The following is a 26,327-nucleotide window of genomic DNA, read 5'->3' as shown; positions in this document are numbered from 1 at the left end:
TGCCGAAAAAAAGGCTCCCCCCGGATTCGGGAGGAGCCTTGCGGATTCTCTTTGAAGAAAGCCTATTCGGTTTCCTTCTTCTTGCGGCCTTCCATGCGGTGGCGCTCGGTGCCCGAGAGGGTGATCTTGCGCAGGCGGATGTTCTGGGGAGTGACTTCCACCAGCTCGTCCTCGGTGATGAAGTTGAGGGCGCGCTCAAGGTTCATGGGTTTGACCGGCGTCAGCACCACGGCGTCGTCCTTGCCGGAGGCGCGGACGTTGGTGAGCTTCTTTTCCTTGCAGGGGTTCACGTTGATGTCGCCGGAGCGGTTGCGTTCGCCGACGATCATGCCTTCGTAAACGGACTCGCCCGCGGTGATGAACAGCTGGCCGCGCGGCTCGAGGTTGAACAGGGCGTAGGCCACGCCCTTGCCGGAGCGGTCGCTCACGATGGAGCCGGTGCGGCGGGACGGGAACTCGCCTCGGTAGTCGTCGTATCCCTCGAGGTAGGAGTTCATGATGCCGGTGCCCTTGGTGTCGGTCAGGAACTCGTCGCGGTAGCCGATGAGGGAGCGCGACGGCACGGAGAACTCCATGCGCACGCGGCCGGTGCCGTGGTTGACCATATTGGTCATGCGCGCCTTGCGGGCGGAGAGCTTTTCGGTGACCACGCCGGTGAATTCCTCGTCGCAGTCCACGAAAAGGCGCTCGATGGGTTCCTGAAGCTGGCCGTCCACCTTCTTGAAGATGACCTCGGGACGACCGACGGAAAGTTCGAAGCCTTCGCGGCGCATGGTCTCCACGAGGATGGCCATCTGGAATTCGCCGCGACCCTTGACGATGAAGGCGTCGCGGCCGTCCGCGTCCTCCACCTGGATGGCCACGTTCAGCAGCGTTTCGCGGTGCAGGCGTTCGCGGATCTTGGTGCCCTGCACGAGCTTGCCTTCGGTTCCGGCCAGCGGAGAGGTGTTGATGCTGAAGCGCATGGACACGGTGGGTTCGTCCACGGTGATGCGCTCGAGCGCCTTGGGGCTTTCCACATGGCAGATGGTATCGCCGATGCGCACGTCCTCGATGCCTGCGAGCACGATGATGTCGCCGGGCATGATCTTCTCCGCGGGCATGACCTTGGGGCCTTCATAGGTCTGGAGCTTGGAGACCTTGAGGCGCGCCGGGGTGCCGTCTTCGCCGATGCAGGCTAGCGTGTCGTTGGCCTTGACCGAGCCGTGGTGGACCTTGCCCACCGCGAGACGGCCGAGATAATCGGAGTAGGAAAGATCGGAGACGAGCATCTGGAACGGCTCGTCTTCGTCGTGGGCCGGGCCGGGAATCTCGTCGAGGATCAGGTCCAGCAGGATGTGCAGGTTCTCGCCGCGCTCTTCCGGGGATTCCATGGCGATGCCGTCGCGGCCGATGGCGTAGAGCAGCGGAAATTCCAGCTGCTCCTCGGTGGCGTCGAGGTCGATGAACAGGTCGTAGATTTCGTTGACCACTTCCTCGGGGCGGGCGTCCTGCCGGTCCACCTTGTTGATGACCACGATGATGTTCAGGCCGCGGTCCAGCGCCTTCTTGAGCACGAAACGGGTCTGGGGCAGGGGGCCTTCGGATGCGTCCACGAGCAGAATGGCGCCGTCGGCCATGGACAGGCTGCGTTCCACCTCGCCGCCGAAGTCGGCGTGGCCGGGGGTGTCAATGATGTTGATCTTGGTGTCTTTCCAATGGACCGAACAGTTCTTGGCGGCGATGGTGATGCCGCGCTCGCGTTCGAGGTCCATGCTGTCCATGATGCGTTCGTCCACTTCCTGTCCTTCGCGGAACAGTCCGGACTGCCTGAACATGCCGTCGACCAGCGTGGTCTTGCCGTGGTCGACGTGGGCGATGATGGCGATATTCCTTAAATTGTCGTTGCGCACGAGGTCCTTCATGTGCCTTCCTGCCTCTGAGATGTGAGATATTGGTCCGCCGGACGGCGGCGTGTTGGAGGTACGGCATATCGGAGACATTGTAAATATATTGTTCATGTCCTTCGCGTGACGGATTGCCTCCGTGACGATGCGGTCTGCCGCAAGCGCGGGCCGCTGCGCACATTCCGCGCCCGCAGGTTTCGCTTTTTGTTTGCAAAAATGGTAGAGGGGGCGCAGGTCCCGTCGGGGGGCGGAGCCTGCCGTAAAAAAGGGGGGAGTCATGGCGGTTGCAAGTCGACAGGCGGTGGTGACCAGTGCGCTGGTGGTGACGGGAAACATGGTCGGCGCGGGCATCCTCGCGCTGCCGGTGAATCTTGGACCGGCGGGCGTGCTCCCGGCTCTTTGCGGCATCGTGTTCATGTGGATGCTCATGACCACCACCGCGATCATCTATTCCGAACAGAAAAGCCTCGTGCAGAGCGAAACCGCGGACCTGCCGAGCTTCTTCGGCGCCGAACTGGGCACGGCGGGGAAGTGGGTCAGCATCGTCGCCAACCTCATCATTCTCTATGGGGTGCTGGTGGCCTATCTCGCAGGCGTGGCCTCCATCATCAACCACCTTTTCCAGATCGACCTGCCCGGCTGGGTGACCACGGTCGGCTACTTTGCCTTCGCAACCCTCATGACGAGCTTCGGCGCGGTGGTCATGGCACGCGGCAACGCCGTGCTCATGCTGCTCATGTGGGGCACCTTCGCCATGCTGGTGTTCATGACCGTGCCGACCATGAGCAATGCGAATCTCGGCTTCGCGGACTGGGGCTTTCTGCCGTCTGGACTGCCGGTGCTCATCACCGCGTTTCACTTCCACAACATCATCCCCACCATCTGCCGTACGCTGAAGCAGGACCGCGGCGCCATACGCACGGCCATCATCAGCGGCACCTCGCTGGGGCTCTTCATGAACATCGTCTGGGTCGTGGTCGTGTGTCTCGCCCTCCCGCTGGGCGGCGCGGACGATTCGGTGGTCTACGCCTTCCGCAACAACCTCCCCGCCACCATCCCGCTGGCCGAGATGGTCGCCTCGCCCGTGTTCATGCAGGCCGCGCTGGTCTTTTCCGTGGTTGCCATGACCACGTCCTTCATGGCCAACGGCACCGCGCTGCTGTCGTTCATCCGGGACCTGACCAGTACCTATATGGGCGTTTCCGGCATGAAGCTGGTCTGGCCGCTGGCGTTTCTGCCGCCGCTGGCCGTGGGCATCTTCTATCCCGACGTTTTTCTGATCGCCCTGAACATCGCCGGCGGGCTCGGGGAGAATCTGCTGTTCGGGATACTTCCCGGATTCCTGTTGGTGCGTTATTACGGCAGAGGGAGCTTCAGGCACCGGCTGGGCCTGTTCCTCGTGGCGGCCTTCTCCGCCGTGCTGATTATCGAACTCGGGCAGGAGTTCGGCCTGCTGAACATTTCGCCGAGCGTGGAATACTGGACCGCGCATCACGTACAACCGTAACGACGAAGAGCAAGGAGTGCCTCTCATGACCAACGAATGCCGCCTGGAACACGACTGCATCGGACAGCTGGAAGTCCCCTGCGACGCCTACTACGGTTGCCAGACGCTGCGGGCCATGCAGAACTATCCCATCACCGACATACCCATCTCGCACCATCCGCGCCTGTTGCGTTCGCTGGCCTACATCAAGATGGCCTGCGCCGAGGCCAACGCCTCGCTGGGCCTTCTGGACGAGCAGATCGCCCGGGCCATCTTCAAGGCCGGGGAGGAGATCGTGGGCGGCAAGCTGCACGACCAGTTCGTGGTGGACGTGATTCAGGGCGGGGCCGGAACCTCGACCAACATGAACGCCAACGAGGTCATCTGCAACCGCGCGCTGGAAATCCTCGGCTACGAAAGAGGCCGGTACGACATTGTCCACCCGAACAACCACGTGAACATGTCCCAGTCCACCAACGACGTGTACCCCACGGCGCTGCGGCTCGCTTTGATCCTCGAGATTCAGGACCTCATGGAGGCAATGGATTATCTCAAGGACGCCTTTGCCGGGAAAGGGAAGGAGTTCAGTCATGTCTTGAAAATGGGTCGCACCCAGCTTCAGGACGCGGTACCCATGACCCTCGGGCAGGAGTTCGACGCCTGGGCGATCATGATCGGCGAGGACATCGAGCGGCTGCGCGAGGCGCGGCATCTGGTGCACGAGATCAACATGGGGGCCACCGCCATCGGCACCGGCCTGAACGCGCATCCCGACTATGCGCGCACCGTGCTGGAGAAGCTGACGGCGCTGACATCGCTGCCGCTGGTCTGCTCGGCCAATCTCGTGGAGGCCACGCAGGACACCGGGGCCTACGTGCAGCTCTCCGGCGTGCTCAAGCGCGTGACGGTGAAGCTTTCCAAGATTTGCAACGACCTGAGGCTGCTTTCCAGCGGGCCGCGCTGCGGGCTGAACGAGATCAACCTGCCGCCCATGGCGCCGGGGTCCTCGATCATGCCGGGCAAGGTGAATCCGGTCATCCCGGAGGTGGTCAATCAGGTGGCGTTTCGCGTTATCGGCAACGACCTGACCGTGACCATGGCGGCCGAGGGCGGCCAGCTGGAACTCAACGTCATGGAGCCGGTGCTCGGGCACAGCCTGTTCGAGTCGCTCTCGATCCTCCGCCGCGCCTGCCTGACGCTGGCGGACCGCTGCGTCAAGGGCATCACGGCCAACGAAGAGCGTTGCCGGGAGATGGTGGAGCATTCCATCGGGCTGGTCACGGCCCTCAACCCGTTCATCGGGTACGAAAAATCGACGGAGATCGCCAAGGAGGCGCTGGAATCCGGGCGTTCGGTTTATGACATCGTGCAGGAAAAGGGATATCTCACACAGGAGGAGCTTGAGGATATTCTGCACCCGGACAACATGACCAAACCACGATATTTCTGTCGCAAGTAGTTGATTTGAAAGAGGTGGAGACCGGAGTGAGAGATGGCTCTCGTAAAGTGGTACGGCTCTTGAAAGGAAAGGGCATCTTTTGGAAAAAGCGTCGGAAAACCGTCGGCCCGGCCCAGGGAAGGGCAGGGAATAAAGGAGGCCATGGATGCGCCGTTTCACCATTCTCGTTTCGACCATGATCGCGCTGATGCTGCTCTCGGGCTGCGCCAGCCTGAACAAGCTCAATCCGTTCCCGCAGCACATTTATTCCCCGGGAGGGGGATACAGCTCCGGCAAGAGCGGCACGGTGGACCGCAGCGGCAAGACCAGGCCGTACACCATCGCCGGAAAGAGGTATTATCCCCTCAAGAGCGCGGCAGGCTACGACACCGTCGGAACGGCTTCGTGGTACGGCAGCGACTTTCACGGCCGCAAGACCGCCAATGGCGAGATTTACGACATGTACGGCGTTTCCGCCGCACACAAGACGCTTCCTCTCGGAACAAGGGTCCACGTGACCAACCTCGAGAACGGTCGCGACGTGGTGCTGGTCGTCAACGACCGGGGCCCGTTCGTGCGCGGACGCATCATCGACCTTTCCTACGGGGCTGCCAGACGGCTGGACATCGTCGAGCAGGGAACCGCCAAGGTCCGTGTGAAGGCCATTGGCACCGCCCCGTCGCCCACCGTCACCATGGCCTCTTCCCGAAAGGCCTATCAAGTCCGCGTGGGTGCGTTCGCCAACCGCAACAACGCCGTGCGAACGCACCGTGAGCTGCGACGCAGCGGACACCGCGACGCCCGCATCGCCACCATCCGAAACAAGGGCCGCACGCTGCACGTGGTGCAGGCCGGGACCTATTCGGATCGCAGGCAGGCCGAGCGGGTGCTGCGCAAGCTGCAGAGACAGTTCCCTTCCAGCTATATAACCAGCTGAAGACTTTGACGGAAATCAATGAAGACGCGGCCGGACGACAATCCGGCCGTTTTTTTTTATGCGGGCGGTTACCGGTAACGCCGGAGGATAGCCTTGAGCCTTCCGTCCTTCCGCATGGCGTCGAGTTCCTTGTTGATGCATTTCACCACTGGCTCCCAGCGTTCGCTGCGATGGAAGAGGTACCGGTACCATGCGCTCCCGACGGGCTCGGAGTAAATCCTGAACGGCTCGTTGCCGAGTGCCGGGTCCTGTTTGAACATCCACAGGGTCTCGCGGTAGTTGACCACAGCTGCGTCGGCGCGGCCTTCCATCACGAGATCGAGCATCTGCATGGGATGCGAGGCGTTCACCCGCCGCACCAGATCCTGCCGGAAAAGCGGCTCCAGCTCGGGGTACACGAAACTCTCTATGACGGCGACGCGCTTGCCGATCAGGTCTTCCGGGCCATTGTATTCGAAGTCTTTATTCTTGTACGTCAGAATGACGTCTACCGACTCAAGGAAGGGGTCGGTCCAGAGATAGTTTTCCGGATCGTGCGTCCACTCGACGGCTTTGGCGTGAGCGTCCACTTCACCGCTTCGCAGCATGATCCAGCCGCGCTTGTCCGGCAACTGGCGCACTGCGATGTCCAGGCCCATGGGTTCCACCGCTTCGACGAGGATGTCCACGAGGACGCCGCGCCCTGTCGAGTTGGGCGTGCCCGTGATGTAGGGCGGCCAGTCCGTGTCCGGGATGAAGAATTCGATGGTGTCGTCTGATGCCGCGGCTGCGCCGGCGGTCAGCATCGCGGCCAGCAGCAGGAAAAGAAAGGAGGCGGTCCGGAAAGACCGGGCGGAGGCGAGTGTCCCCATGACGGCGGCAGGCTCCCTGCTTGGTGGTTGCTGCGAAACGGGCCGTTGTCGCGAAGGCCGGACCCGTCAATGGACGAGTCCGGCCGGTGACTCTACTGCTTGAGCCGCCACTCGCCGTTGGAGTCGCGGTAGGCCTTGGCCATGACCTTGTCGCCGTCCGGGCCGCTCTCGCTGATGACTACATCGCGGTAAACCCGGTCGTTCTCCATGTACGGCGGGGAGGGGGTCGCGGAGTACTGCGCGCCCGTGTCGGGATTGACCCAGCTGTGGGTCTGGTGGGATTTGCCGCTCTCCAGCGTCTGCTGGACCTGCTGCTCGTCGTGCTTGTCCCACTCGTTGCCGACGATGTACCCCATCAGCAACCCGACGCCCGCACCGATGGCGGCTCCGGAAACCTTGTTCTTGAAGGTCAGGGCGCCGATGGTCGCCCCGGCCATCGCGCCGAGTCCGGCTCCTGACTGCGCCTTGTTCGCACAGCCGTAGCCTGCGGCCAGAAACGTGAGGAGCATGATGATTACCAGTGCTTTGCGCATACGTTCTCCTGCGTGTTGTTTGGTATTTTGATATATCATAGCCAATCACCACCAACCTGTCATCCTGAAGATGAAACGGCTTCCTCGCATTGACAAAAAACTCGTGGAACACCATCCTTACGGTTCGGCCCGTTCCGGGTACGGTCCACCCACCGGAGTATGAGGATGAAGAAGATTTACCTTGCGATGGCCATCGTGCTGATGACTGCCGTCTGCGCCCACGCCCAGCTGGAGAAGGTCAAGAAGAGCGTTCTCTACATCAACTCGTACCACCACGGATATCGCTGGTCGGACAGCATCTTCGAAGGCATCCGCGATGCGCTGGAGCAGAGCGAGTTCAAGATCGACCTGCAGGTCGAGTACATGGACACCAAGAAGTACGAGTACGAATTCTCCGCCGAGAGGCTGCTGCCTCTTTTCCGCGACAAGTTTCGCAAGGACAGCTTCGACGTTGTCATCGTCTCGGACAACGACGCCTTCACCTTTGCTCTCGATCATCGCGATGAGCTCTTTCCGGGCGTGCCGATCGTGTTCTGCGGCGTGAACGACTTCAGCCTCGAGGATCTGGAGAACGTCACCGGGGTGGTGGAGAATTTTCCGGTGGCGGATACGCTGGACATGGCCCTCGAACTCAAACCGACCATGGACAGGGTGATCGTTGTGGGGGACCGCTCCACTGCCGGCAGGACCATCCGAAGGCAGGTCGAGTCCGTGATGCCGTTCTTCGAAGGGCGCCTCGAGTTCGAATACTGGTCCGACCTGACCCTGAGGCAGGTCCTCGAACGCACCGAGAATCTGCCGCCAAACGCTTTCCTCTTCTTCATTCCGTATTACGTGACCCTCGACGGCCGCTCCTACACTTCCGAGGAGGTGGTGCAGGCCATATTCAACAGCAGCAACGTTCCCATCTTCACGGCGTGGGAGTTCCTCATCGGCCACGGCGCGCTCGGCGGCAGCCTGATAAGCGGATACGAGCACGGGCGGCTAGCCGCCATGCTCGCCCTGCGTATCCTGCGAGGGGAAAGCGCCGACGATGTCCCCATCATCCAGCGCCCTCAGGGTGATTACTTTTTCGACTACAACGTCATGAAAAAGCTGGGCATAGAGGAAAGCCAGCTGCCCGAGGGCAGCCGGGTCGTGAACATGCCCAAGGCGTTCTACGAGCTGCCCAAGCAGCTTTTCTGGACCATCATGATCTTCATCCTCGTGCTGGTGATCGTGCTGGTCTTTCTCACCTATACCATCGTGGAGCGCAGAAGGGTCGAGAAGCGCATCAAGGAGCAGCTCTCCTTTCAGGAAATCCTCATGGACACCATCCCGCAGCTGGTGAGCTGGAAGGACAGCCAGCAGCGGTATCTGGGCGCAAACCGTGCGTTCACCGAGTTCTTCGGCCTCGCCGATCCGCAGGCGCTCATGGGCCGCACCGACGCCGAATCCCTGCCGCAGCGCGATTTTGCGGAATGGGCGGGGGCGCTTGACCGGCAGGTCGTGCGTACCCGCAAGGCCTTGCGCAAGATTCGGCGCAACGTGCAGAACGGGCAGGGGCGCGAGGCGTGGCTCGAACTGAACAAGGTCCCGCTTTTCGACCAGAACGGCAAGGCCGTGGGAACGCTCTCCACCGCGGAGAACATCACCAAGGAGCGCGACCTCGAGAAGCAGCTCATCCAGTCCCAGAAGATGGAGGCCATCGGTACGCTCGCGGGCGGTATCGCGCACGACTTCAACAATATCCTTACCTCCATCATCAACTCCACCGAGCTGGCCATGCTCGACGTGGACCCGGACTCGCTGGCGGGCAAGGATCTGGACCGCGTTCTCAAGGCGGCCCGGCGCGGCGGGCACGTGGTCAAGCAGATACTGGCCTTCAGCCGCCCTTCGCAGGAAGGGTTCCGGCCAACCGACATCGGCGAGGTGGTCGAGGAGGTGCTCGGGCTGGTCAAGGCTTCGATGCCCGGCAACATTCAGATCAGCGCGGACATAGAGAGCAACGTTCCGGCCACCTGGGCCGACCCCACCCAGTTGCATCAGGTGGTGCTGAACCTGTGCACAAACTCCTTTCAGGCGCTGCGCGAAACCGGGGGCATCCTGCGTGTGGAGCTCGGTGGAGCCGACCTTGACGAGGAAGACGCGCGCACGGTCAACCTCGATCCCGGACATTACCTGCGTCTGGCGATCATCGACAACGGTCCCGGCATTCCGGCAGAAATTCTGGACAAGATATTCGACCCGTTCTTCACCACCAAGGGCAAGGCGGAGGGCACCGGCCTCGGCCTCGCGGTGGTGCACGGCATCGTCAAGGGCCACAACGGCGGCATCCGCGTGAGCAGTTCCGCGGGGAAGCAGACCGCCTTCGAGATTTACCTCCCGCTGCTGGACGAGGGGCAGGACGCACCCATGGCGCTCGTGGAGGGGCTGGTGCAGGGCGACGGACGAATCCTTTTCGTGGAGGACGACCCGGATCAGCTGGAGACCACGCCCCGGCTGCTGGAGAGCCTCGGCTACAGCGTGAGCGCCGCGGCGGACGTGATGCGGGCGCTGGAGCTGGTGGCGCAGGCCGAGGAAGACTTCGACCTCGTCATCACCGACTTCGACATGCCCGGCGCCAACGGCGTCGACCTGGCCGAGACGCTTGCGGACATAGTGCCGGGACTCCCGCTGCTGCTGGTTTCCGGTCGCGAAGATGCCGTGGGGGCCGCTTCGGGTTTGCCAAACATAAGGCGCGTTGTTATCAAGCCCTACGACAAAAACATCATCGCCGAGGCGGTGGCTACCGTTTTAAGCGATGCGAAACGAGGTGATACGTGGCCCGAATCCTGATCATAGACGACGATCCGCAAGTCTGCGGCACCATTGAAAGTCTCTCCACCCGGATGGCGCACAAGCCGTCCAAGGCGCTGACCCTCGACGAAGGGCTGCGCCGAGTGCGGCAGGGAGGGATCGACGTGGTGTTTCTCGATGTCCGCCTGCCCGACGGAAACGGGCTGGACATCCTGCCGGAGATCGTGTCGCTCCCCGAGGCCCCGGAGGTCATCATCCTCACGGGCCGCGGCGATCCGGACGGGGCAGAGCTTGCCATCCAGCAGGGCGTCTGGGACTACCTGCTCAAGCCGAGCTCCGTACGCGAAATCACCCTCACTCTGGGCCGCGCCCTCAAATATCGCGACCAGAAGCTCGCCAAGTCCGCGCTGGAGAATCTGGACCTGAGCGGGGTAATCGGCGAGAGTCCGTCGTTCAAAAGCACCCTTCGCCAGCTGGCGGAAGCGGCGCGTGCGGACTCGAACGTGCTGGTCACCGGCGAGACCGGCACCGGCAAGGAGCTGTTCGCCCGCACCATTCACCGCAACAGCGGGCGCAAGGGCGGCAGCTTTGTGGTGGTCGACTGTGCCTCGCTCACCGAGTCGCTCGTGGAGAGCACTTTGTTCGGGCACAAGAAAGGAGCGTTCACCGGAGCCCACTCCGACCGCACCGGTCTCGTGAAGCTGGCCGACGGGGGGACGCTCTTTCTCGACGAAGTGGGGGAGATGCCCCTTTCCATCCAGAAATCGTTTCTGCGTGTCCTTCAGGAGCGTACGTTCCGGCCCGTGGGCGGCACGTCCGAGCTGCAGAGTGACTTCCGCCTGCTTTCCGCCACCAATCAGGACCTCGAGAAACTCGTGGAGCAGGGCGAGTTCCGCAGTGACCTGTTGTTCCGCCTCAAGACCATGCAGATTCACCTGCCGCCGCTGCGTATGCGTCCCGAGGACGTGCGCATTCTCGCCCAGTGGCAGACCGAGCGCATCTGTCGCCGTTACGGCGTTGCCGAGAAGGGGTTCGGCTCCGACTTCCTGCCCACGCTGGAGAGCTACGAGTGGCCGGGCAACATACGGGAACTGCTGAACATCATGGAGCAGACCGTGGTCGGAGCAGGCGAAGAGAAGACGCTTTACTCCATGCACCTGCCGAGGGAACTGCGCATCAAGGTCGCCCGCGCGCAGATCCACAAGATGACCGGCTCAGACTCTTCGGACGACGTTCAGCCCGGGCGCAAGCTGGGGCAGGACATTTTCGAGGAGATATTCGAACAGCAGCTCCCGGCTCTGCGTGAATTCAAGTCAATGGCCGAGAAGGCCTACCTTGAGGAGCTCATTCGCCAGTGCGAGGGTGATGTCCCGAAAACGCTCTCCGTGTCCGGCCTGTCGCGCTCGCATTTCTATGCGCTGCTGAAGAAGTACGGCCTGTCACTCTAAATCCGTCGAAAAAAGCCTCTGTCCGAAAATTCGGACACAATTAATTCTTGCATTTCAGTGTTTTGCAAGTTTTGTTTTCCGTCTTGTGACCTTTGTCTTCTTTTTCACACAGTCAAGGGCCCGGAACGTGTCCGAATTTTCGGACTCGGAGGGTTATAGATGATGGCTGCGGGAGGTGATTATAATGCTACTCATTCGATTTTTCTGCATTATTAGATGTTGAGGAAGTTTGGCATGGTTCTTGGTAATGGGTGAAGGCCACCCACATCCGAAGTGTGATGACACCGTTTGTAAACCCATCGCCCGAAACGGGCGCAAGGAGAGTTGAATGGCTAAAAAAATGAAAACCATGGACGGCAATACCGCCACCACGCACGTGGCGTATGCCATGAGCGAATGTGCGGCGATCTACCCGATCACCCCGTCTTCCACCATGGGCGAGATCGCCGATGAGTGGGCCGCGCAAGGTCGCACCAACATTTTCGGACAGAAAGTGATGGTCCGCCAGCTGCAGTCCGAAGCGGGCGCCGCAGGCGCCGCACACGGCTGTCTGGCCGCCGGAGCCCTGACCTCGACCTTTACCGCGTCGCAGGGCCTGCTGCTCATGATCCCGAACATGTACAAGATTTCCGGCGAGCTGCTGCCGGGCGTGTTCCACGTGTCCGCCCGCGCCATCGCCGCCCACGCCCTGTCCATCTTCGGTGACCATCAGGACGTCATGGCCTGCCGTCAGACCGGATTCGCCATGGTCGCTTCCGCTTCCGTCCAGGAAGCCATGGACCTGGCGCTGGTCTCGCATCTGGCCTCCATCGAATCCAGCGTGCCGTTCATGCACTACTTCGACGGCTTCCGCACCTCCCATGAAATCCAGAAGGTCGAAGTCATCGACTACGAAGACATGGCCAAGCTGGTGAACATGGAAAAGGTGGACGAGTTCCGTCAGCGTTCCATGAACCCCGAGCACCCGCAGCTGCGCGGCACCGCACAGAACCCGGACATCTACTTCCAGGGCCGTGAAGCCGCCAACCCGTACTACGATCGTCTGACCGACGTCGTGGTGGCCGAGATGGACAAGGTCTCCAAGCTCACCGGCCGCTCCTACAAGCCGTTCGACTACGTGGGCGCACCCGATGCCGACCGCGTGATCGTTTCCATGGGCTCCTCCTGCGAGACCATCGAGGAAGTGGTCAACCACCTCAACGCCAACGGCGAGAAGGTCGGCCTGATCAAGGTCCGCCTGTACCGCCCGTTCTCCGCCGAACACTTCATGTCCGTTCTTCCGGAATCCGTCGCACGCCTGACCGTGCTGGACCGCACCAAGGAGCCCGGCTCCATCGGCGATCCGCTGTACGAAGACGTGTGCACCGTGTTCGCCGAAAAGGGCGGCGCTCCCGAAGTCATCCCGGGCCGTTACGGACTGGGTTCCAAGGAATTCGACCCCGCAATGGTCAAGTCCGTCTTCGACAACATGTCCGTGGACGCCCCCAAGAACCACTTCGTGGTGGGCATCGAAGACGACGTCACCAATACCTCCCTGCCCGTCGAAGGCGCTCTGGACACCACCCCCAAGGGTACCGTGCAGTGTAAATTCTGGGGTCTTGGTTCCGACGGCACCGTCGGCGCCAACAAGCAGGCGATCAAGATCATCGGCGACAACACCGACCTGTACGCACAGGGATACTTCGCATACGACTCCAAGAAGTCCGGCGGCATCACCGTGTCTCACCTGCGCTTCGGTGCAGAGCCCATCCAGTCCACCTACCTGGTCTCCGCAGCCGACTACATCGCCTGCCACAAGGCCAGCTACGTGAACCAGTACGACCTGCTCGACGGCATCAAGGACGGCGGCACCTTCGTCATGAACTCCTCCTGGAACACCGTGGAGGAAATGGACGAGCACCTGCCCGCCGCCATGAAGCGCACCATCGCCGAGAAGGGCCTGAAGTTCTACAACATCGATGCCGTCAAGATCGCCGGTGAAGTGGGACTGGGCAACCGCATCAACATGGTGATGCAGACCGCGTTCTTCAAGCTGGCCGACGTGATCCCGTTCGAGCAGGCTGTCAAGCTGCTCAAGGACGGCATCCACACCGCTTACGGCAAGAAGGGCGAAAAGATCGTCAACATGAACATCGCCGCGGTGGACAACGCCGAAGCTGCTCTGGTGGAAATTCAGGTTCCCGAATCCTGGAAGAACGCCGAAGACGCTCCCGCCGCCAAGTCCGACGAGCCCGCGTTCATCTCCGACGTGGTTCGCCCGATCCTGGCTCAGAAGGGTGACGACCTGCCGGTCTCCGCATTCAGCGCGGACGGCCTGTTCCCGGTCGCCACTTCCAAATACGAAAAGCGCGGCGTGGCCATCAACGTTCCCGAGTGGATCGCCGACAACTGCATTCAGTGTAACCAGTGCTCCTTCGTCTGCCCGCACAGCGCCCTGCGCCCGGTGCTGGCCACCGAAGAAGAAATGGCTTCCGCTCCGGAAACCTTCAAGACGCTGGACGCCAAGGGCAAGCAGATCAAGGGCCTCAAGTACCGTATGCAGGTCAGCACCCTCGACTGCCTCGGATGCGGCAACTGCGCCGACATCTGCCCGGCCAAGGAATCCGCGCTGGTCATGAAGCCGCTGCACACCCAGACCGAAGCCGAAGTGCCCAACTTCGACTTCTCCGAGACCGTTTCCTTCAAGGACGATCTCATGCCGCGCACCACGGTGAAGGGCAGCCAGTTCCAGCAGTCCCTGATGGAATTCTCCGGCGCCTGCTCCGGTTGCGGCGAAACCCCGTACGTCAAGGCCATCACCCAGATGTTCGGCGAGCGCATGATCATCGCCAACGCCACCGGCTGCTCCTCCATCTGGGGCGCATCCGCACCGACCACCCCGTACTGCGTGAACAAGGACGGACACGGTCCGGCCTGGGGCAACTCCCTGTTCGAAGACGCCGCGGAATTCGGTTACGGCATGGGCATGGCCATCGATCAGCGCCGCGAGCTGCTGGCCTCCAAGGTCCGCAAGGCTCTGGACGAAGGCGTTGACGCCGAAGTCGCCGCCGCCATGAACGAATGGCTGGAAGGCAAGGACTTCGCTGCCAAGTCCCGCGAAGCCGGCGACAAGCTCAAGGGCCTGCTGGAAGCCAAGGGCGGCCTGCTGGGCGAAATCGCCAAGGACGCCGACCTGCTGACCAAGAAGTCCATGTGGATCTTCGGCGGCGACGGCTGGGCCTACGACATCGGTTTCGGCGGCGTGGACCACGTGCTCGCCTCCGGCGAAGACATCAACATCTTCGTCATGGACACCGAAGTCTACTCCAACACCGGCGGACAGTCCTCCAAGGCTACTCCGCTCGGCTCCATCGCCAAGTTCGCGGCCTCGGGCAAGCGCACCGGCAAGAAGGATCTGGGCCGCATGGCCATGACCTACGGATACGTCTACGTGGCTTCCATCGCCATGGGCGCCGACAAGCAGCAGACCATGAAGGCCATCCAGGAGGCGGAAGCCTACCCCGGACCGTCCGTCATCATCTGCTACGCTCCCTGCATCAACCAGGGCATCCGCAAGGGCATGGGCAAGACCCAGTACGAGCAGAAGCTCGCGGTGGATTCCGGCTACTGGCCGCTGTACCGCTACAACCCCGAACTGGCCGACGAGGGCAAGAATCCGTTCATTCTGGATTCCAAGGCTCCCGACGGATCCATGCAGGAGTTCCTGGCGGGCGAAAACCGTTACGCACTGCTCGAGCGCATGCACCCCGAGGATTCCAAGGAACTGCGCAAGCAGATCGAAGAAGACTACAACGAGCGTTACGAGGCGCTGAAGTACATGGCCGAGGCCGATTACTTCACCCCCGCAGCGCATGATCCGGCCGAAGCTGGTGAAGCGGGCGAAGCCTGCACCACCATGGACACCCCGGAACAGGCCCGCCCCGACAGCGGCGAAGCCTGCGACGACGGCAGAGCCGGTAAATAAGTAAAGCCCAAGTCTCCGTCGGGGAGAGTCGGATGCGGACAGGGAAACCTGGCCGGCCTCCCCGGCGGATTTGGATATTCAGGCTAAGGTTGACGTAGTGTTTGATTTTTAAAGAGAGGAGTGAGGAATGTCTCTCGAACTGTTGGCTCTCGTAGCCCTGCTGCCGATTCTGGTGGCTCTCGTTCTGATGGTCGGTATGCGCTGGCCTGCCACCAAAGCCATGCCTGTTGCATGGCTCACCTGTGCCGCCGGCGCCGTTCTGGCCTGGCAGCTGCCCGCGTCGTATGTTGCGGCACTGACGCTTCAGGGCTTCATCACCGCCATCGGCATCCTGATCATCGTCTTCGGGGCGATCATCATTCTGTACACGCTGCAGTATTCCGGCGGTATGGAAACCATCCAGTACGGCATGCAGAACATCACCGCCGACCGCCGCATCCAGGCGATCATCATCGGCTACATGTTCGCCGCCTTCATTGAAGGCGCCGCAGGCTTCGGTACTCCCGCAGCCCTTGCCGCGCCGCTGCTGCTCACCCTCGGCTTCCCGCCGCTGGCCGCAGCAGTCATCTGTCTTGTCTTCAACTCCTTCCCGGTTACCTTCGGTGCCGTCGGTACGCCGGTCGTTCTCGGACTGAAGTTCCTGAACCCGCTCGTCGATTCCGCCGTGGCAACCGTCCCGGGTCTGAACTTCGCCTCCATGGGCGGCTTCAACATGGTCGTCGGCCAGTGGGCCACCATCATGCACCTGCCCATGATCTTCATCCTGCCGATCTTCATGCTCGGCTTCATCACCCGCTTCTTCGGCCCCGAACGTAGCTGGAAGCCCGGTTTCGGCGCTTGGAAATTCTGCATCTTCGCAGCTGTTTCCTTCACCATCCCGTACCTGGCCTTCGCATGGCTCGTCGGTCCGGAATTCCCGTCCCTCATCGGTGGTCTCGTCGGTCTCGGCGTGATCGTGGCCGGTGCCAAGGCCGGATTCTGCATGCCCGAAAAGGCATGGGACTTCGGTCCGGTCGACAAGTGGGACCCCGAATGGACCGGCTCCATCAAGGGTAGCGATTCCTGCGAATTCAAGTGCCACATGAGCCAGTTCAAGGCATGGCTGCCGTACATGCTCATCGGCGGCATCCTCGTGGTCACCCGTATCCCCGAACTCGGCCTCAAGGGCTTCCTTGCCTCCCAGGCCATCACCTTCAGCAACATCCTCGGCTTCGAAAGCGTCAACGGCGCCATCAAGTACCTGTACCTGCCCGGTACCATTCCGTTCATGCTGGTCGCAGTGCTGACCATCTTCCTGCACGGAATGCGCGGCTCGGATGTCAAGAAGGCATGGGGCGAATCCATCGCCAAGATGAAGAACCCGGCCATCGCGCTGTTCTTCGCAGTGGGCCTCGTGTCCATCTTCCGCGGCTCCGGCATCGCCGACGTCGCCCTGAACCCGAACAACTACCCGTCCATGCCGCTGGCCATGGCCAAGACCGTTGCCGAAATCACCGGTAACGCCTGGCCCATGTTCGCCGCATTCGTGGGCGGTCTCGGTTCCTTCATCACCGGCTCCAACACCGTGTCCGACCTCCTGTTCGCCGAATTCCAGTGGGGCGTCGCCGCACAGCTCGACCTTCCGCGTCAGCTGATCGTGGCCGCTCAGGCTGTCGGCGGCGGCATGGGCAACATGGTCTGCATCCACAACATCGTTGCGGTCTGCGCCGTTGTCGGCCTCTCCGGCATGGAAGGTACCATCCTGAAGAAGACCGTGTGGCCCCTGCTGGTCTACGGACTCGTGGTTGGTCTCGTGACCACCCTCATGAGCTTCGTGTTCCTGCCGCACCTCTTCTAGACACAAAATAATCACCCGGGGGCGGGTTACGGCCCGCCCCCGACATGATAAACATTTACCATTCATCACGAGCGCGTCCGCGCCTCAGGGCAAACGGGACGACGCCGATTCAGGAGAAATCATGACCAAGGAAGCTTTGACCAAGGAATTCGAGGCCATTGTCGGCGCTGATAATGTCCTGACCAGTGAAACCGACCGCCACACCTACTCTTACGATGCGGCCGTGCTTGATTCGGTCATGCCGGCTCTCGTGGTCCGTCCCACCACCAGCGAACAGCTGGGCAAGGTCACTGCGCTCTGCAACGAGAATGGCCTGCCGCTTACCGTTCGCGGGGCCGGCACCAACCTTTCCGGCGGAACCATTCCGCACCCCGGCGGCGTCGTCGTGCTCACCAACGGCATGAGCAACATCCTCGAGATCAACGAGGAAGACATGTACGCCGTCGTCGAACCCGGCGTCATCACCTCCAAGCTCGCCACCGCCGTGGCCGCCAAGGGCCTTTTCTATCCCCCGGATCCGGGCAGCCAGACCGTCTCCACCATCGGCGGCAACGTCGCCGAGAACGCCGGCGGACTCCGCGGCCTGAAGTATGGCGTCACCAAGGACTACGTCATGGGCGTGGACTTCTGGGACGTCAACGGCGAACTGATCAAGTCCGGCTCCCGCACCGTCAAATGCGTCACCGGCTACAATCTGGCCGGCCTGATGGTCGCCTCCGAAGGCACCCTCGGCGTGTTCGACAAGATCATCCTGAAGCTCGTTCCGCCGCCGCAGGCAGCCAAGTCCATGATGGCCATCTTCCCGTCCATGAAGGCAGCGTCCGAGACCGTCGCCGCCATCATCGCCAACAAGATCGTGCCCGCGACCCTCGAAATGATGGATAACTTCACCATCCGCACCGTGGACAACTTCCGCAAGGCCGGCCTGCCCACCGACGCCGCCGCGCTGCTGCTCATCGAAGTGGACGGCCACCCGGCACAGGTCGAGGACGACGCCGCCAAGGTGGAAGACATCTGCAAGCAGAACGGCTGCACCGAAATCAAGGTCGCCAACGACGCCGCCGAGCGCGACGCCGTGTGGCAGGCCCGCCGCGACGCACTGCCCGCGCTGGCCAACCTCAAGCCGACCTGCGTGCTCGAGGACGCCACCGTGCCCCGTTCCCAGATCCCCAACATGATCGCCGCGCTGGAAGACATCAGCAACAAGTACGATCTCACCATCGGTACCTTCGGTCACGCCGGAGACGGCAACCTGCACCCGACCATTCTGACCGACAAGCGCAACGAAAAGGAATGGGAGCGCGTCGAGGAAGCCATCGAAGCCATCTTCGAGCGCGCCCTCGCCATGGGTGGAACCCTCTCCGGCGAACACGGCATCGGCATGGCCAAGTCCAAGTTCATGATCGACGAGACCTCCAAGGGAACCCTCGAATACGCACGTCGCATGAAGTCCGTGCTCGATCCCAAGGGCATCCTCAACCCCGGCAAGATCATCGGGTAGGGGGCTGAAATGGCAGATATCAACAAACTTGCTCAAATGCTCAAGGAGCTGGACGACCAGCTCGTGAACTGCATGCGCTGCGGCATGTGTCAGGCGGTGTGCCCTCTCTTCAAGGAGACCGGACGCGAGTTCGACGTGGCACGCGGGAAACTGGCACTGCTCGACGGCCTTGCATCCGAAATGATCAAGGACCCGGACGGCGTCAACGAACGCCTGAACCGCTGCCTGCTGTGCGGCACCTGTGCCGCCAACTGCCCCAGCGGCGTGAAGGTCTCCGACATCTTCCTGAAGGGTCGCGCCATCATGACGGGCTACCTCGGCCTGTCTCCGGTGAAGAAGGCCATCTTCAAGGGAATGCTCGCCAACCCGAAGCTGTTCGACACCCTGCTGTCCTTCGGTTCCAAGTTCCAGGGCCTGTTCACCAAGGAAGCCGACGCTCTGCTGGGCAGCTCCTGCGCCCGGTTCAACGCTCCGGTCATCGGCGACAGGCACTTCAAGGGCCTTGCCAAGAAGCCGTTCCACAAGATCATCCCGGAGATGGACACCCAGCCGCGCGGCGACGCACCCCGTGTCGCCATCTTCACCGGCTGCGCCATCGACAAGATCTTCCCGAGCGTGGGCGAGGCCGCCGTCAAGGCGCTTCAGCATCACGGCTGCGGCATCTTCCTGCCCAAGGGGCAGGCCTGCTGCGGAATCCCCGTGATCTCCTCCGGCGATCGCGAGACCTTCGACAAGCTGGTCCGCAGCAACCTCGAAGTCTACAAGAACGCCGAGTTCGACTACCTGCTTACCTCCTGTGCCACCTGCACGGCCACCATCAAGGAACTGTGGTCCGACATGTACGGCGGATACGCGGGTGACAAGCTCGACATCGAGCGCATCGCAGAAAAGACCATGGACATCAGCCAGTTCCTGGTTGACGTCATGGGAGTGGAACCTTCCGAGGTCAACGGCGGCGACGTGACCTATCACGATCCCTGCCACCTGCGGAACTCCCTCAAGATAACCGCGCAGCCCCGGACCCTGCTCAAGGCGTCCAAGGGATGCTCGCTCAAGGAAATGCCCGAAGCGGCTTCGTGTTGCGGTTGCGGCGGCAGCTTCAACCTCAACCACTATGAGCTGTCGCAGCAGATCGGCAATCGCAAGGCCGACAACATCCAGGCTTCGGGCGCCAAGACAGTGGCTACCAGCTGTCCCGCCTGCATGCTTCAGATCACCGACATGCTGTCCCAGCGTCAGGCCGGGGTGGGCGTGAAGCACGTGATCGAGCTGTACGCGGACGGACTGCCCCGATAACCCAAACGACAAGGTATAGTTACCGCATGTCCAAGAACCTTTACATCAGTGCCACAGAAGAGCGCAGCGGCAAGTCGGCCATCGTGCTCGGCGTCATGCAGATGCTTCTGCGCCACGTCCGCAGGCCCGCCATCTTCCGTCCGGTCATCAACGACTGGCCGGAAGGGGTGCAGGATCACGACATCAAGCTGATCCTGAATGAATTCAACCTTGAGGTGCCGTACGAGGATACCTACGCGTACACCCTCAGCGAAGCTCGCGAGCTGATCAACAACGGTCAGCAGGCGATGATGCTGGAAAACATCCTCAAGAAGTACAAGAAGCTGGAGTCCGAATACGACTTCGTGCTCTGTGAAGGGACCGACTTCCAGGGCAAGGACCCGGCGTTCGAATTCGACACCAATGCGGAAATCGCGGCCAACATTGGCGCACCGGTGCTGGTGGTTTCCTCCGGACGCAAGAAGGACGAGGACGAAGTGGTGGGCATCACCCAGTCCACCATCGACGCGCTGGAAGAAAAGGGACTGGACGTGGTCTGTTCCGTGGTCAACAGGGCTCAGGTCGAAGACCCCGAGGCCGTCGCCGGCAGGATCTCCTGCGGCGTGCGGTGCGAGCAGCCCCTGCTGGTCTACGTGATCCCCGAGGACGAATCCCTCGGCAACCCGTCCATCAACGACGTGTGTAACTGGCTTGACGCCGAAGTGCTGTACGGTCACGGACGACTCGATACTCTCGTGGACAACTACGTGATCGCCGCCATGCACATCGGCAACTTCCTGAACTACATCGACGAGGGCAGCCTGATCATTACTCCGGGCGACCGCTCCGACATCATCCTGTCCAGCCTCGCCTCCAGGCTGTCCTCGTCGTACCCCGACATCTCGGGCATCGTGCTCACCGGCGACCTGAAGCCGTCTTCCAGCGTGCACCGCCTCATCGAAGGATGGACCGGCGTGCCGCTGCCCGTTCTCTCCGTGAAGGGCCATACCTATCAGGTGACCCAGAAGCTGAGCGAACTTTACGGCCGCATCGAGCCGGGCGACATGAAGAAGATCGCCTCCGCGCTCGGCTCCTTCGAGAGCCATGTGAACGTCCGAGAGCTGCGCGACCGCGTGGTCTCCAGTCGTTCCAGCAAGGTCACGCCCAAGATGTTCGAGTACAACCTCGTTGACCGCGCTTCCTCCAACAAGCAACGCATCGTCCTTCCGGAAGGCTCCGGCGAACGGGTCATGCGCGCTTCCGACATCCTGCTGCGTCGCGGCGTCGCCGACCTGGTGCTGCTGGGCAATGTGGACGAGATTCAGGCCAAGGCCTCCGATCTCGGCGTGCACCTCGACGGCGCTGAAATCATCGACCCTGCCGAGTCCGATGCCTTCCGCGGCTATGTCGACACCTACATGGACCTGAGGAAGCACAAGGGCATCACCGAGGACATCGCCCGAGACCGCATGGCTGACCCGACCTATTACGCCACCATGATGGTCTACAAGGGCGTCGCCGACGGCATGGTCTCCGGCTCCGTGAACACCACGGCCCACACCATCCGTCCGGCATTCGAATTCATCAAGACCAAGCCCGGCGCGTCCATCGTCTCTTCCGTATTCCTGATGTGCCTCAAGGACCGCGTGCTTGTCTTCGGCGACTGCGCCGTGAACCCGAATCCCACCGCACAGCAGCTGGCGGAGATTGCGCTTTCCTCCGCGGAAACCGCACGCATCTTCGGCGTGGACCCGCGTGTGGCCATGCTCAGCTACTCCACCGGCTCCTCCGGTTCCGGCGCGGACGTGGAAAAGGTCATTGAAGCCACCGACATCGCCAAGGGGCTCGTCGCCGAGCGCGGGCTGGATCTTCCGCTCGAAGGCCCGCTGCAGTACGACGCCGCCATCGACCCCAACGTCGCTCGCACCAAGCTGCCTGACAGCGCCGTCGCCGGTCGCGCCACCGTGTTCGTCTTCCCCGACCTGAACGCGGGCAACAACACCTACAAGGCAGTCCAGCGCGCCGCGGACGCAGTGGCCATCGGCCCTGTCCTGCAGGGCCTGAACAAGCCCGTCAATGACCTGTCCCGTGGCTGCACCGTGGCCGACATCGTGAACACCGTGGCCATCACCGCCGTTCAGGCGCAGGCCGAGAAAGGAAACTAAGCATCATGAAAACTCTCGTAATCAACTCCGGCAGCTCTTCCATCAAGTACCAGCTCTTCGACATGGCGGACGAATCCGTCCTCTGTTCCGGCGTCGTTGAGCGCATTGGTGAAAAGGAAGGCGTTCTGAACCACAAGATCGCCCCGGACACCGACAAGGCCGAAAAGGTCACCGTCGAGCAGCCGATCCCTGACCATGAAGTGGGCATGAACCTCGCCATCGACCTGATCTGCGGCGACAACGGCGTGGTTCAGGACAAGTCCGAGATCGACGCCATCGGCCACCGCATCGTTCACGGCGGTGAAGCCTTCACCGAGCCCACTCTCGTCAACGAGAATGTCTTCAAGGAACTGGAAAAGGTCGTGCCTCTGGCGCCGCTGCACAACCCCGGCCACCTCGCCGGCATGCGCGTCACCACCGACCTCTTCCCGGATGTTCCGCAGGTGGTCGTCATGGACACCGCCTATCACCAGACCCTGCCCGAAAAGGCATACATGTATGCGCTGCCGTACGAGCTGTACGAAGAAATGCGCATCCGCCGCTACGGTTTTCACGGCACTTCCCACAAGTTCGTGGCGCGTGAAACCGCCAAGATTCTGGGCAAGCCGGTGGAAGAGTGCAACATCATCACCGTGCACCTCGGCAACGGCTGCTCCATGACCGCCACCGAGAAGGGCAGGGCCGTGGACACCTCCATGGGCATCACCCCGCTGGAAGGTCTCGTGATGGGCACCCGCTCCGGTGACGTGGACCCCGCGCTGCACGCCCTGCTGGGCCGCAACAAGGGCATGGGCCTGGAAGAAGTGGATACGCTCCTGAACAAGGAGTCCGGCCTCAAGGGAATGTGCGGCATGAACGACATGCGCGACATCCATGAAGCCGTTGAAAATGGTAATGAGCGCGCCGAAATGGCTCTGGCCGTCCAGACCTATCGCACCAAGAAGTACATCGGATCCTTCATGGCCGTTCTCGGTCATGTCGACGCCATTGTTTTTACTGCGGGCATTGGCGAAAACGACCCGATCGTGCGCGAGAAGTCTGTCGAAGGGCTGGAGGCTCTCGGCGTCAAGATAGACAAGGAACTGAACGACCGCCGCGCTTCCGAACCCGTGAAGATCAGCACCGAAGACAGCGCTGTGCAGCTCTGGGTGGTTCCCACCAACGAAGAGCTCGCCATCGCTCGCGACACGCTCGCGGTAGTCAAGTCCTAACTGCCCAAGACAGGGGGGAAAATGGCTAAGAAAGAACAGAACACCGAACTGGTGGAACAGTTCCGCACCAAAGCGGAACTCGTCTCCGCCACCGTCAAGGACTTGTCCGGTATGGACGAGGCTCTACAGTACGTTGTGGAGCTCTGCGAAAGCAAGGACGCATGTCAGCTGCTGCTCTCTGGTTGCGGGGAGAATCTGTCTGACGGAGCGGAAGGTCTCTGCGAGACCATCGCACAGAAGACCATCTGCGCGCCCGAGCTGCCCAAGGCCCAGTACGGCAAGCTCAAGAAGCTGGCCGACGAGAAGGGCTTCAACTGTATCGACAAGGGCATGCGCGAGAACCTCGGCGGCATCGACATCGGAGTGACCCGGATCAATCACGGCATCGCCGAGACCGGATCCCTCGTGCTCGATTCCTGCAGGGAGGAAGTCCGTATCGCCTCCATGCTGGCCGAAATCCACGTGGCTATCCTCAAGAAGTCCGACATTCTTCCCGACGCCTTCGCCGCTCAGGACTACCTGAAGAAGGAAATGAAGAAGGATGCCGATTACCACGCCTTCATCACCGGCGCGAGCCGCACCGCGGACATCGAGCGGGTGCTGGCCATGGGCGTGCACGGACCTCTGGAACTCCACATTCTGCTCCTGGAGGGTTAAGACCATGCAGCATGCCAAAGATCTGAAAGAGTACCGCGAAGACATGCAGGAAGCGCTGGAAAACGAATTCCTGCGCACCACGCTCGACAACTTCGCAATCGCATACAAGGCCGGCCGCGCCAACGCATTCAAGGACTTCGACGTGGACCAGCTGGTCGAAGACGTCGCATGTTCCAAGGACAGCGCCGCAGCTCGTATCCCCGAACTCTACGAAGAGTTCAAGAAGGTCGCCGAAGCGGCCGGTGCCCACGTGCATCTGGCCAAGGACGCCGACGAGGCCAACCGCATCATCGCGGACATCGCCAAGAAGACGAAGTCCAAGAAGATCGTCAAGTCCAAGTCCATGACCGCAGAGGAAACCCTGCTGAACCATGTGCTTGAGGACGAAGGCCTCGAAGTCACCGAGACCGACCTCGGCGAATGGATCATCCAGCTGCGTCACGAGGGCCCGACCCACATGGTCATGCCCGCCATCCACCTTTCCCGCCATCAGGTGAAGGACCTCTTCACCAAGGTCACGGGCAAGGAACAGGACGCCGAGATTCAGAAGCTGGTCAAGGTCGCCCGTCGTGAACTTCGCCGCAAGTACGTCGAAGCCGACATGGGCGTCACCGGCGGCAACTTCGCCATCGCCGAGACCGGTACCATCGGTCTGGTGACCAACGAAGGCAACGCCCGCCTCGTGAGCACCCTGCCGCGCGTTCACGTCGCCCTGATGGGTGTGGACAAGCTGGTGCCCACCCTCGACGACGCGCTGAAGGTCCTCAAGGTCCTGCCCCGCAACGCCACCGGGCAGGCCATCACGTCCTACGTGACCTGGATCACCGGCCGCAACGAGTGCGCCTCCGCCGAAGACGAGAAGAAGGAAATCCACTTCGTCTTCCTGGACAACGGTCGTCTGGAAATGGCCAAGGACCCCGTCTTCGGTCAGGTTCTGCGCTGCGTCCGCTGTGGCGCCTGCGCCAACGTGTGCCCGGTCTACCGCATCGTCGGCGGCCACAAGATGGGTCACATCTACATCGGCGCCATCGGCCTCATCCTGACGTACTTCTTCCATGGGAAGGAAAAGGCCAAGAACCTCGTCCAGAACTGCATCAACTGCGAAGCCTGCAAGGACATCTGCGCCGGCGGCATTGATCTCCCGGGCCTGATCAAGGAAATCCACGCCCGGATTCAGGACGAAGACGGCCACGCCCTGCCCAGCGTGCTGCTCGGCAAGGTCATGAAGAACCGCAGGCTGTTCCACGGTCTGCTCAAGGCCGCCAAGTTCGCCCGCCCGGCCGTGTCCGACAACGACGGCTACCTGCGCCACCTGCCCATGATGTTCGCCAAGGACCAGGGCTTCCGCGCGCTGCCGTCCGTTGCCGACCACGCCTTCCGCGACCGCTGGAAGGAACTCAAGCCGCAGGTCAACGCGCCCAAATACCGCGTCGCCCTGTTCTCCGGCTGTGTTCAGGACTTCGTCTACCCCGAGCAGATGGAAGCCTGCACCGAGCTCCTCGGACAGAACAGCGTGGAAGTCGACTTCCCCATGGAGCAGTCCTGTTGCGGTCTGCCGCTGATGATGATGGGCGAAAAGAAGACCGCCGAAGATGTGGCCGTGCAGAACATGCGCGCCTTCGAAGGCGGACAGTACGACTACATCATCACCATGTGCGCCTCCTGCGCCGCGCACCTGAAGCACAACTACAAGAAGCTGGTCGGCAAGAACCCGCGTCTGTCCATGCAGGCTGACAAGTTCGGTGAGAAGATCATCGACTTCAGCACCTTCATGAACGACGTGCTCAAGGTCGACGCTGCCGACTTCACCGGCTCCACCGGCAAGGCCACCTACCACGCGCCGTGTCACCTGTGCCGCGGCCTGGACGTGCACGAAGCTCCGCGTGAGCTCATCAGCAAGGCGGGCCTGGAATACGTGGAGTGCGACGAAGAGGAAGTCTGCTGCGGCTTCGGCGGAACCTTCTCCGTGAAGTTCCCCGAGCTGTCCGAGCAGCTGCTCAAGAACAAGCTGAACAACGTTGAGAAGACCGGTGCCGGCGTCCTGCTGACCGACTGCCCGGGCTGCATCATGCAGCTTCGCGGCGGCCTGAAGAAGCGCGGATCCGACATCAAGGTGCGGCACGTGGCCGAGGCTCTGGCCGACGCCAGCAAGAAAAAGTAGCCGCGAACAACGAATATGGCACCAGGCCCGAACGGTTGGACCGCAATCCCTCGAAGCAACGCCACGCTTCCTCCGATGAGGGCCTGTGTCGGGTTCCCCGCGCCCCCGCGGGGAACCCACCAAATTTCCCGACCCCTGGCCGGGATGATCGAACCGGAGAGCCGGTCGTCTGACCGCACCTCCGGGAGACATCAAGGGG

At 61.8% G+C, this 26,327-nt stretch carries 16 protein-coding genes; 13 read left to right on the top strand and 3 right to left on the bottom strand.

Annotation, left to right across the window (positions count from 1 at the left end; all coding sequences use genetic code 11):
* Window positions 1–62 precede the first annotated feature (62 nt).
* Entirely contained in the window at window positions 63–1,904 is a 1,842-nt protein-coding gene (typA, locus tag BR24_RS10965) for a translational GTPase TypA (protein WP_496541526.1), read from the bottom strand.
* A gap of 259 nt (window positions 1,905–2,163) precedes the next feature.
* Here typA and BR24_RS10960 point away from each other — a divergent pair, with 259 nt between their 5' ends.
* The 3 genes from BR24_RS10960 to BR24_RS10950 all read left to right on the top strand — a co-directional run bounded on the left by BR24_RS10960 (window position 2,164) and on the right by BR24_RS10950 (window position 5,747).
* Entirely contained in the window at window positions 2,164–3,393 is a 1,230-nt protein-coding gene (locus tag BR24_RS10960; protein WP_496541525.1) for an aromatic amino acid transport family protein, read from the top strand.
* 25 nt (window positions 3,394–3,418) lie between these two features.
* Window positions 3,419–4,831 (top strand): aspartate ammonia-lyase, encoded by a 1,413-nt coding sequence (aspA, locus tag BR24_RS10955; RefSeq protein ID WP_496541524.1) that lies wholly within the window; start codon window positions 3,419–3,421, stop codon window positions 4,829–4,831.
* 145 nt (window positions 4,832–4,976) lie between these two features.
* Entirely contained in the window at window positions 4,977–5,747 is a 771-nt protein-coding gene (locus BR24_RS10950) for a septal ring lytic transglycosylase RlpA family protein (protein ID WP_496541523.1), read from the top strand.
* Window positions 5,748–5,815: 68 nt separating this feature from the next.
* Here BR24_RS10950 and BR24_RS10945 read toward each other — a convergent pair whose 3' ends face one another.
* Both BR24_RS10945 and BR24_RS10940 read right to left on the bottom strand, forming a co-directional pair.
* Window positions 5,816–6,598, bottom strand: coding sequence for a substrate-binding periplasmic protein (locus BR24_RS10945; RefSeq protein ID WP_496541522.1), 783 nt, complete (start codon window positions 6,596–6,598; stop codon window positions 5,816–5,818).
* Between the two features lie 92 nt (window positions 6,599–6,690).
* On the bottom strand, window positions 6,691–7,131 hold the full coding sequence (locus BR24_RS10940; protein ID WP_496541521.1) for an RT0821/Lpp0805 family surface protein: 441 nt from the start codon (window positions 7,129–7,131) through the stop codon (window positions 6,691–6,693).
* A gap of 165 nt (window positions 7,132–7,296) precedes the next feature.
* Between BR24_RS10940 and BR24_RS10935 the strand changes: the two genes are divergently transcribed.
* The 10 genes from BR24_RS10935 to ldhH all read left to right on the top strand — a co-directional run bounded on the left by BR24_RS10935 (window position 7,297) and on the right by ldhH (window position 26,128).
* The gene (locus BR24_RS10935) at window positions 7,297–9,948 is read left to right on the top strand and encodes an ABC transporter substrate binding protein (protein ID WP_496541520.1); all 2,652 of its coding nucleotides are present in this window, start codon (window positions 7,297–7,299) and stop codon (window positions 9,946–9,948) included.
* A complete protein-coding gene (locus tag BR24_RS10930; RefSeq protein ID WP_496541519.1) occupies window positions 9,933–11,357 on the top strand; it encodes a sigma-54-dependent transcriptional regulator in 1,425 nt (474 codons plus the stop codon). The genes BR24_RS10935 and BR24_RS10930 overlap by 16 nt, the downstream gene beginning before the upstream one ends.
* A 328-nt stretch (window positions 11,358–11,685) precedes the next feature.
* Window positions 11,686–15,321, top strand: a complete 3,636-nt coding sequence (nifJ, locus tag BR24_RS10925; RefSeq protein ID WP_496541518.1) for a pyruvate:ferredoxin (flavodoxin) oxidoreductase — start codon at window positions 11,686–11,688, stop codon at window positions 15,319–15,321.
* 127 nt (window positions 15,322–15,448) lie between these two features.
* Complete coding sequence (locus BR24_RS10920; protein WP_496541517.1) at window positions 15,449–17,158, top strand: L-lactate permease; 1,710 nt, start codon at window positions 15,449–15,451, stop codon at window positions 17,156–17,158.
* A 121-nt stretch (window positions 17,159–17,279) separates the two neighbouring features.
* A complete protein-coding gene (locus tag BR24_RS10915) occupies window positions 17,280–18,659 on the top strand; it encodes an FAD-binding oxidoreductase (protein WP_496541516.1) in 1,380 nt (459 codons plus the stop codon).
* A 9-nt stretch (window positions 18,660–18,668) separates the two neighbouring features.
* The gene (locus tag BR24_RS10910) at window positions 18,669–19,955 is read left to right on the top strand and encodes a (Fe-S)-binding protein (RefSeq protein WP_496541515.1); all 1,287 of its coding nucleotides are present in this window, start codon (window positions 18,669–18,671) and stop codon (window positions 19,953–19,955) included.
* Between the two features lie 26 nt (window positions 19,956–19,981).
* Window positions 19,982–22,099: a phosphate acetyltransferase gene (gene pta, locus BR24_RS10905; RefSeq protein WP_496541514.1), complete on the top strand. Its 2,118-nt coding sequence runs from the start codon at window positions 19,982–19,984 to the stop codon at window positions 22,097–22,099.
* Window positions 22,100–22,104: 5 nt separating this feature from the next.
* Window positions 22,105–23,310: an acetate kinase gene (locus BR24_RS10900; protein ID WP_496541513.1), complete on the top strand. Its 1,206-nt coding sequence runs from the start codon at window positions 22,105–22,107 to the stop codon at window positions 23,308–23,310.
* Window positions 23,311–23,331: 21 nt separating this feature from the next.
* Window positions 23,332–23,967 (top strand): LutC/YkgG family protein, encoded by a 636-nt coding sequence (locus tag BR24_RS10895; RefSeq protein ID WP_496541512.1) that lies wholly within the window; start codon window positions 23,332–23,334, stop codon window positions 23,965–23,967.
* Between the two features lie 4 nt (window positions 23,968–23,971).
* Complete coding sequence (ldhH, locus tag BR24_RS10890) at window positions 23,972–26,128, top strand: L-lactate dehydrogenase (quinone) large subunit LdhH (protein WP_496541511.1); 2,157 nt, start codon at window positions 23,972–23,974, stop codon at window positions 26,126–26,128.
* Window positions 26,129–26,327: the final 199 nt, after the last annotated feature.

It is taken from the genome of Pseudodesulfovibrio halophilus DSM 5663 (assembly GCF_059568665.1).
The sequence above is the reverse complement of the archived record's forward strand: the minus strand, read 5'-3'. Positions and strand labels throughout refer to the sequence as shown.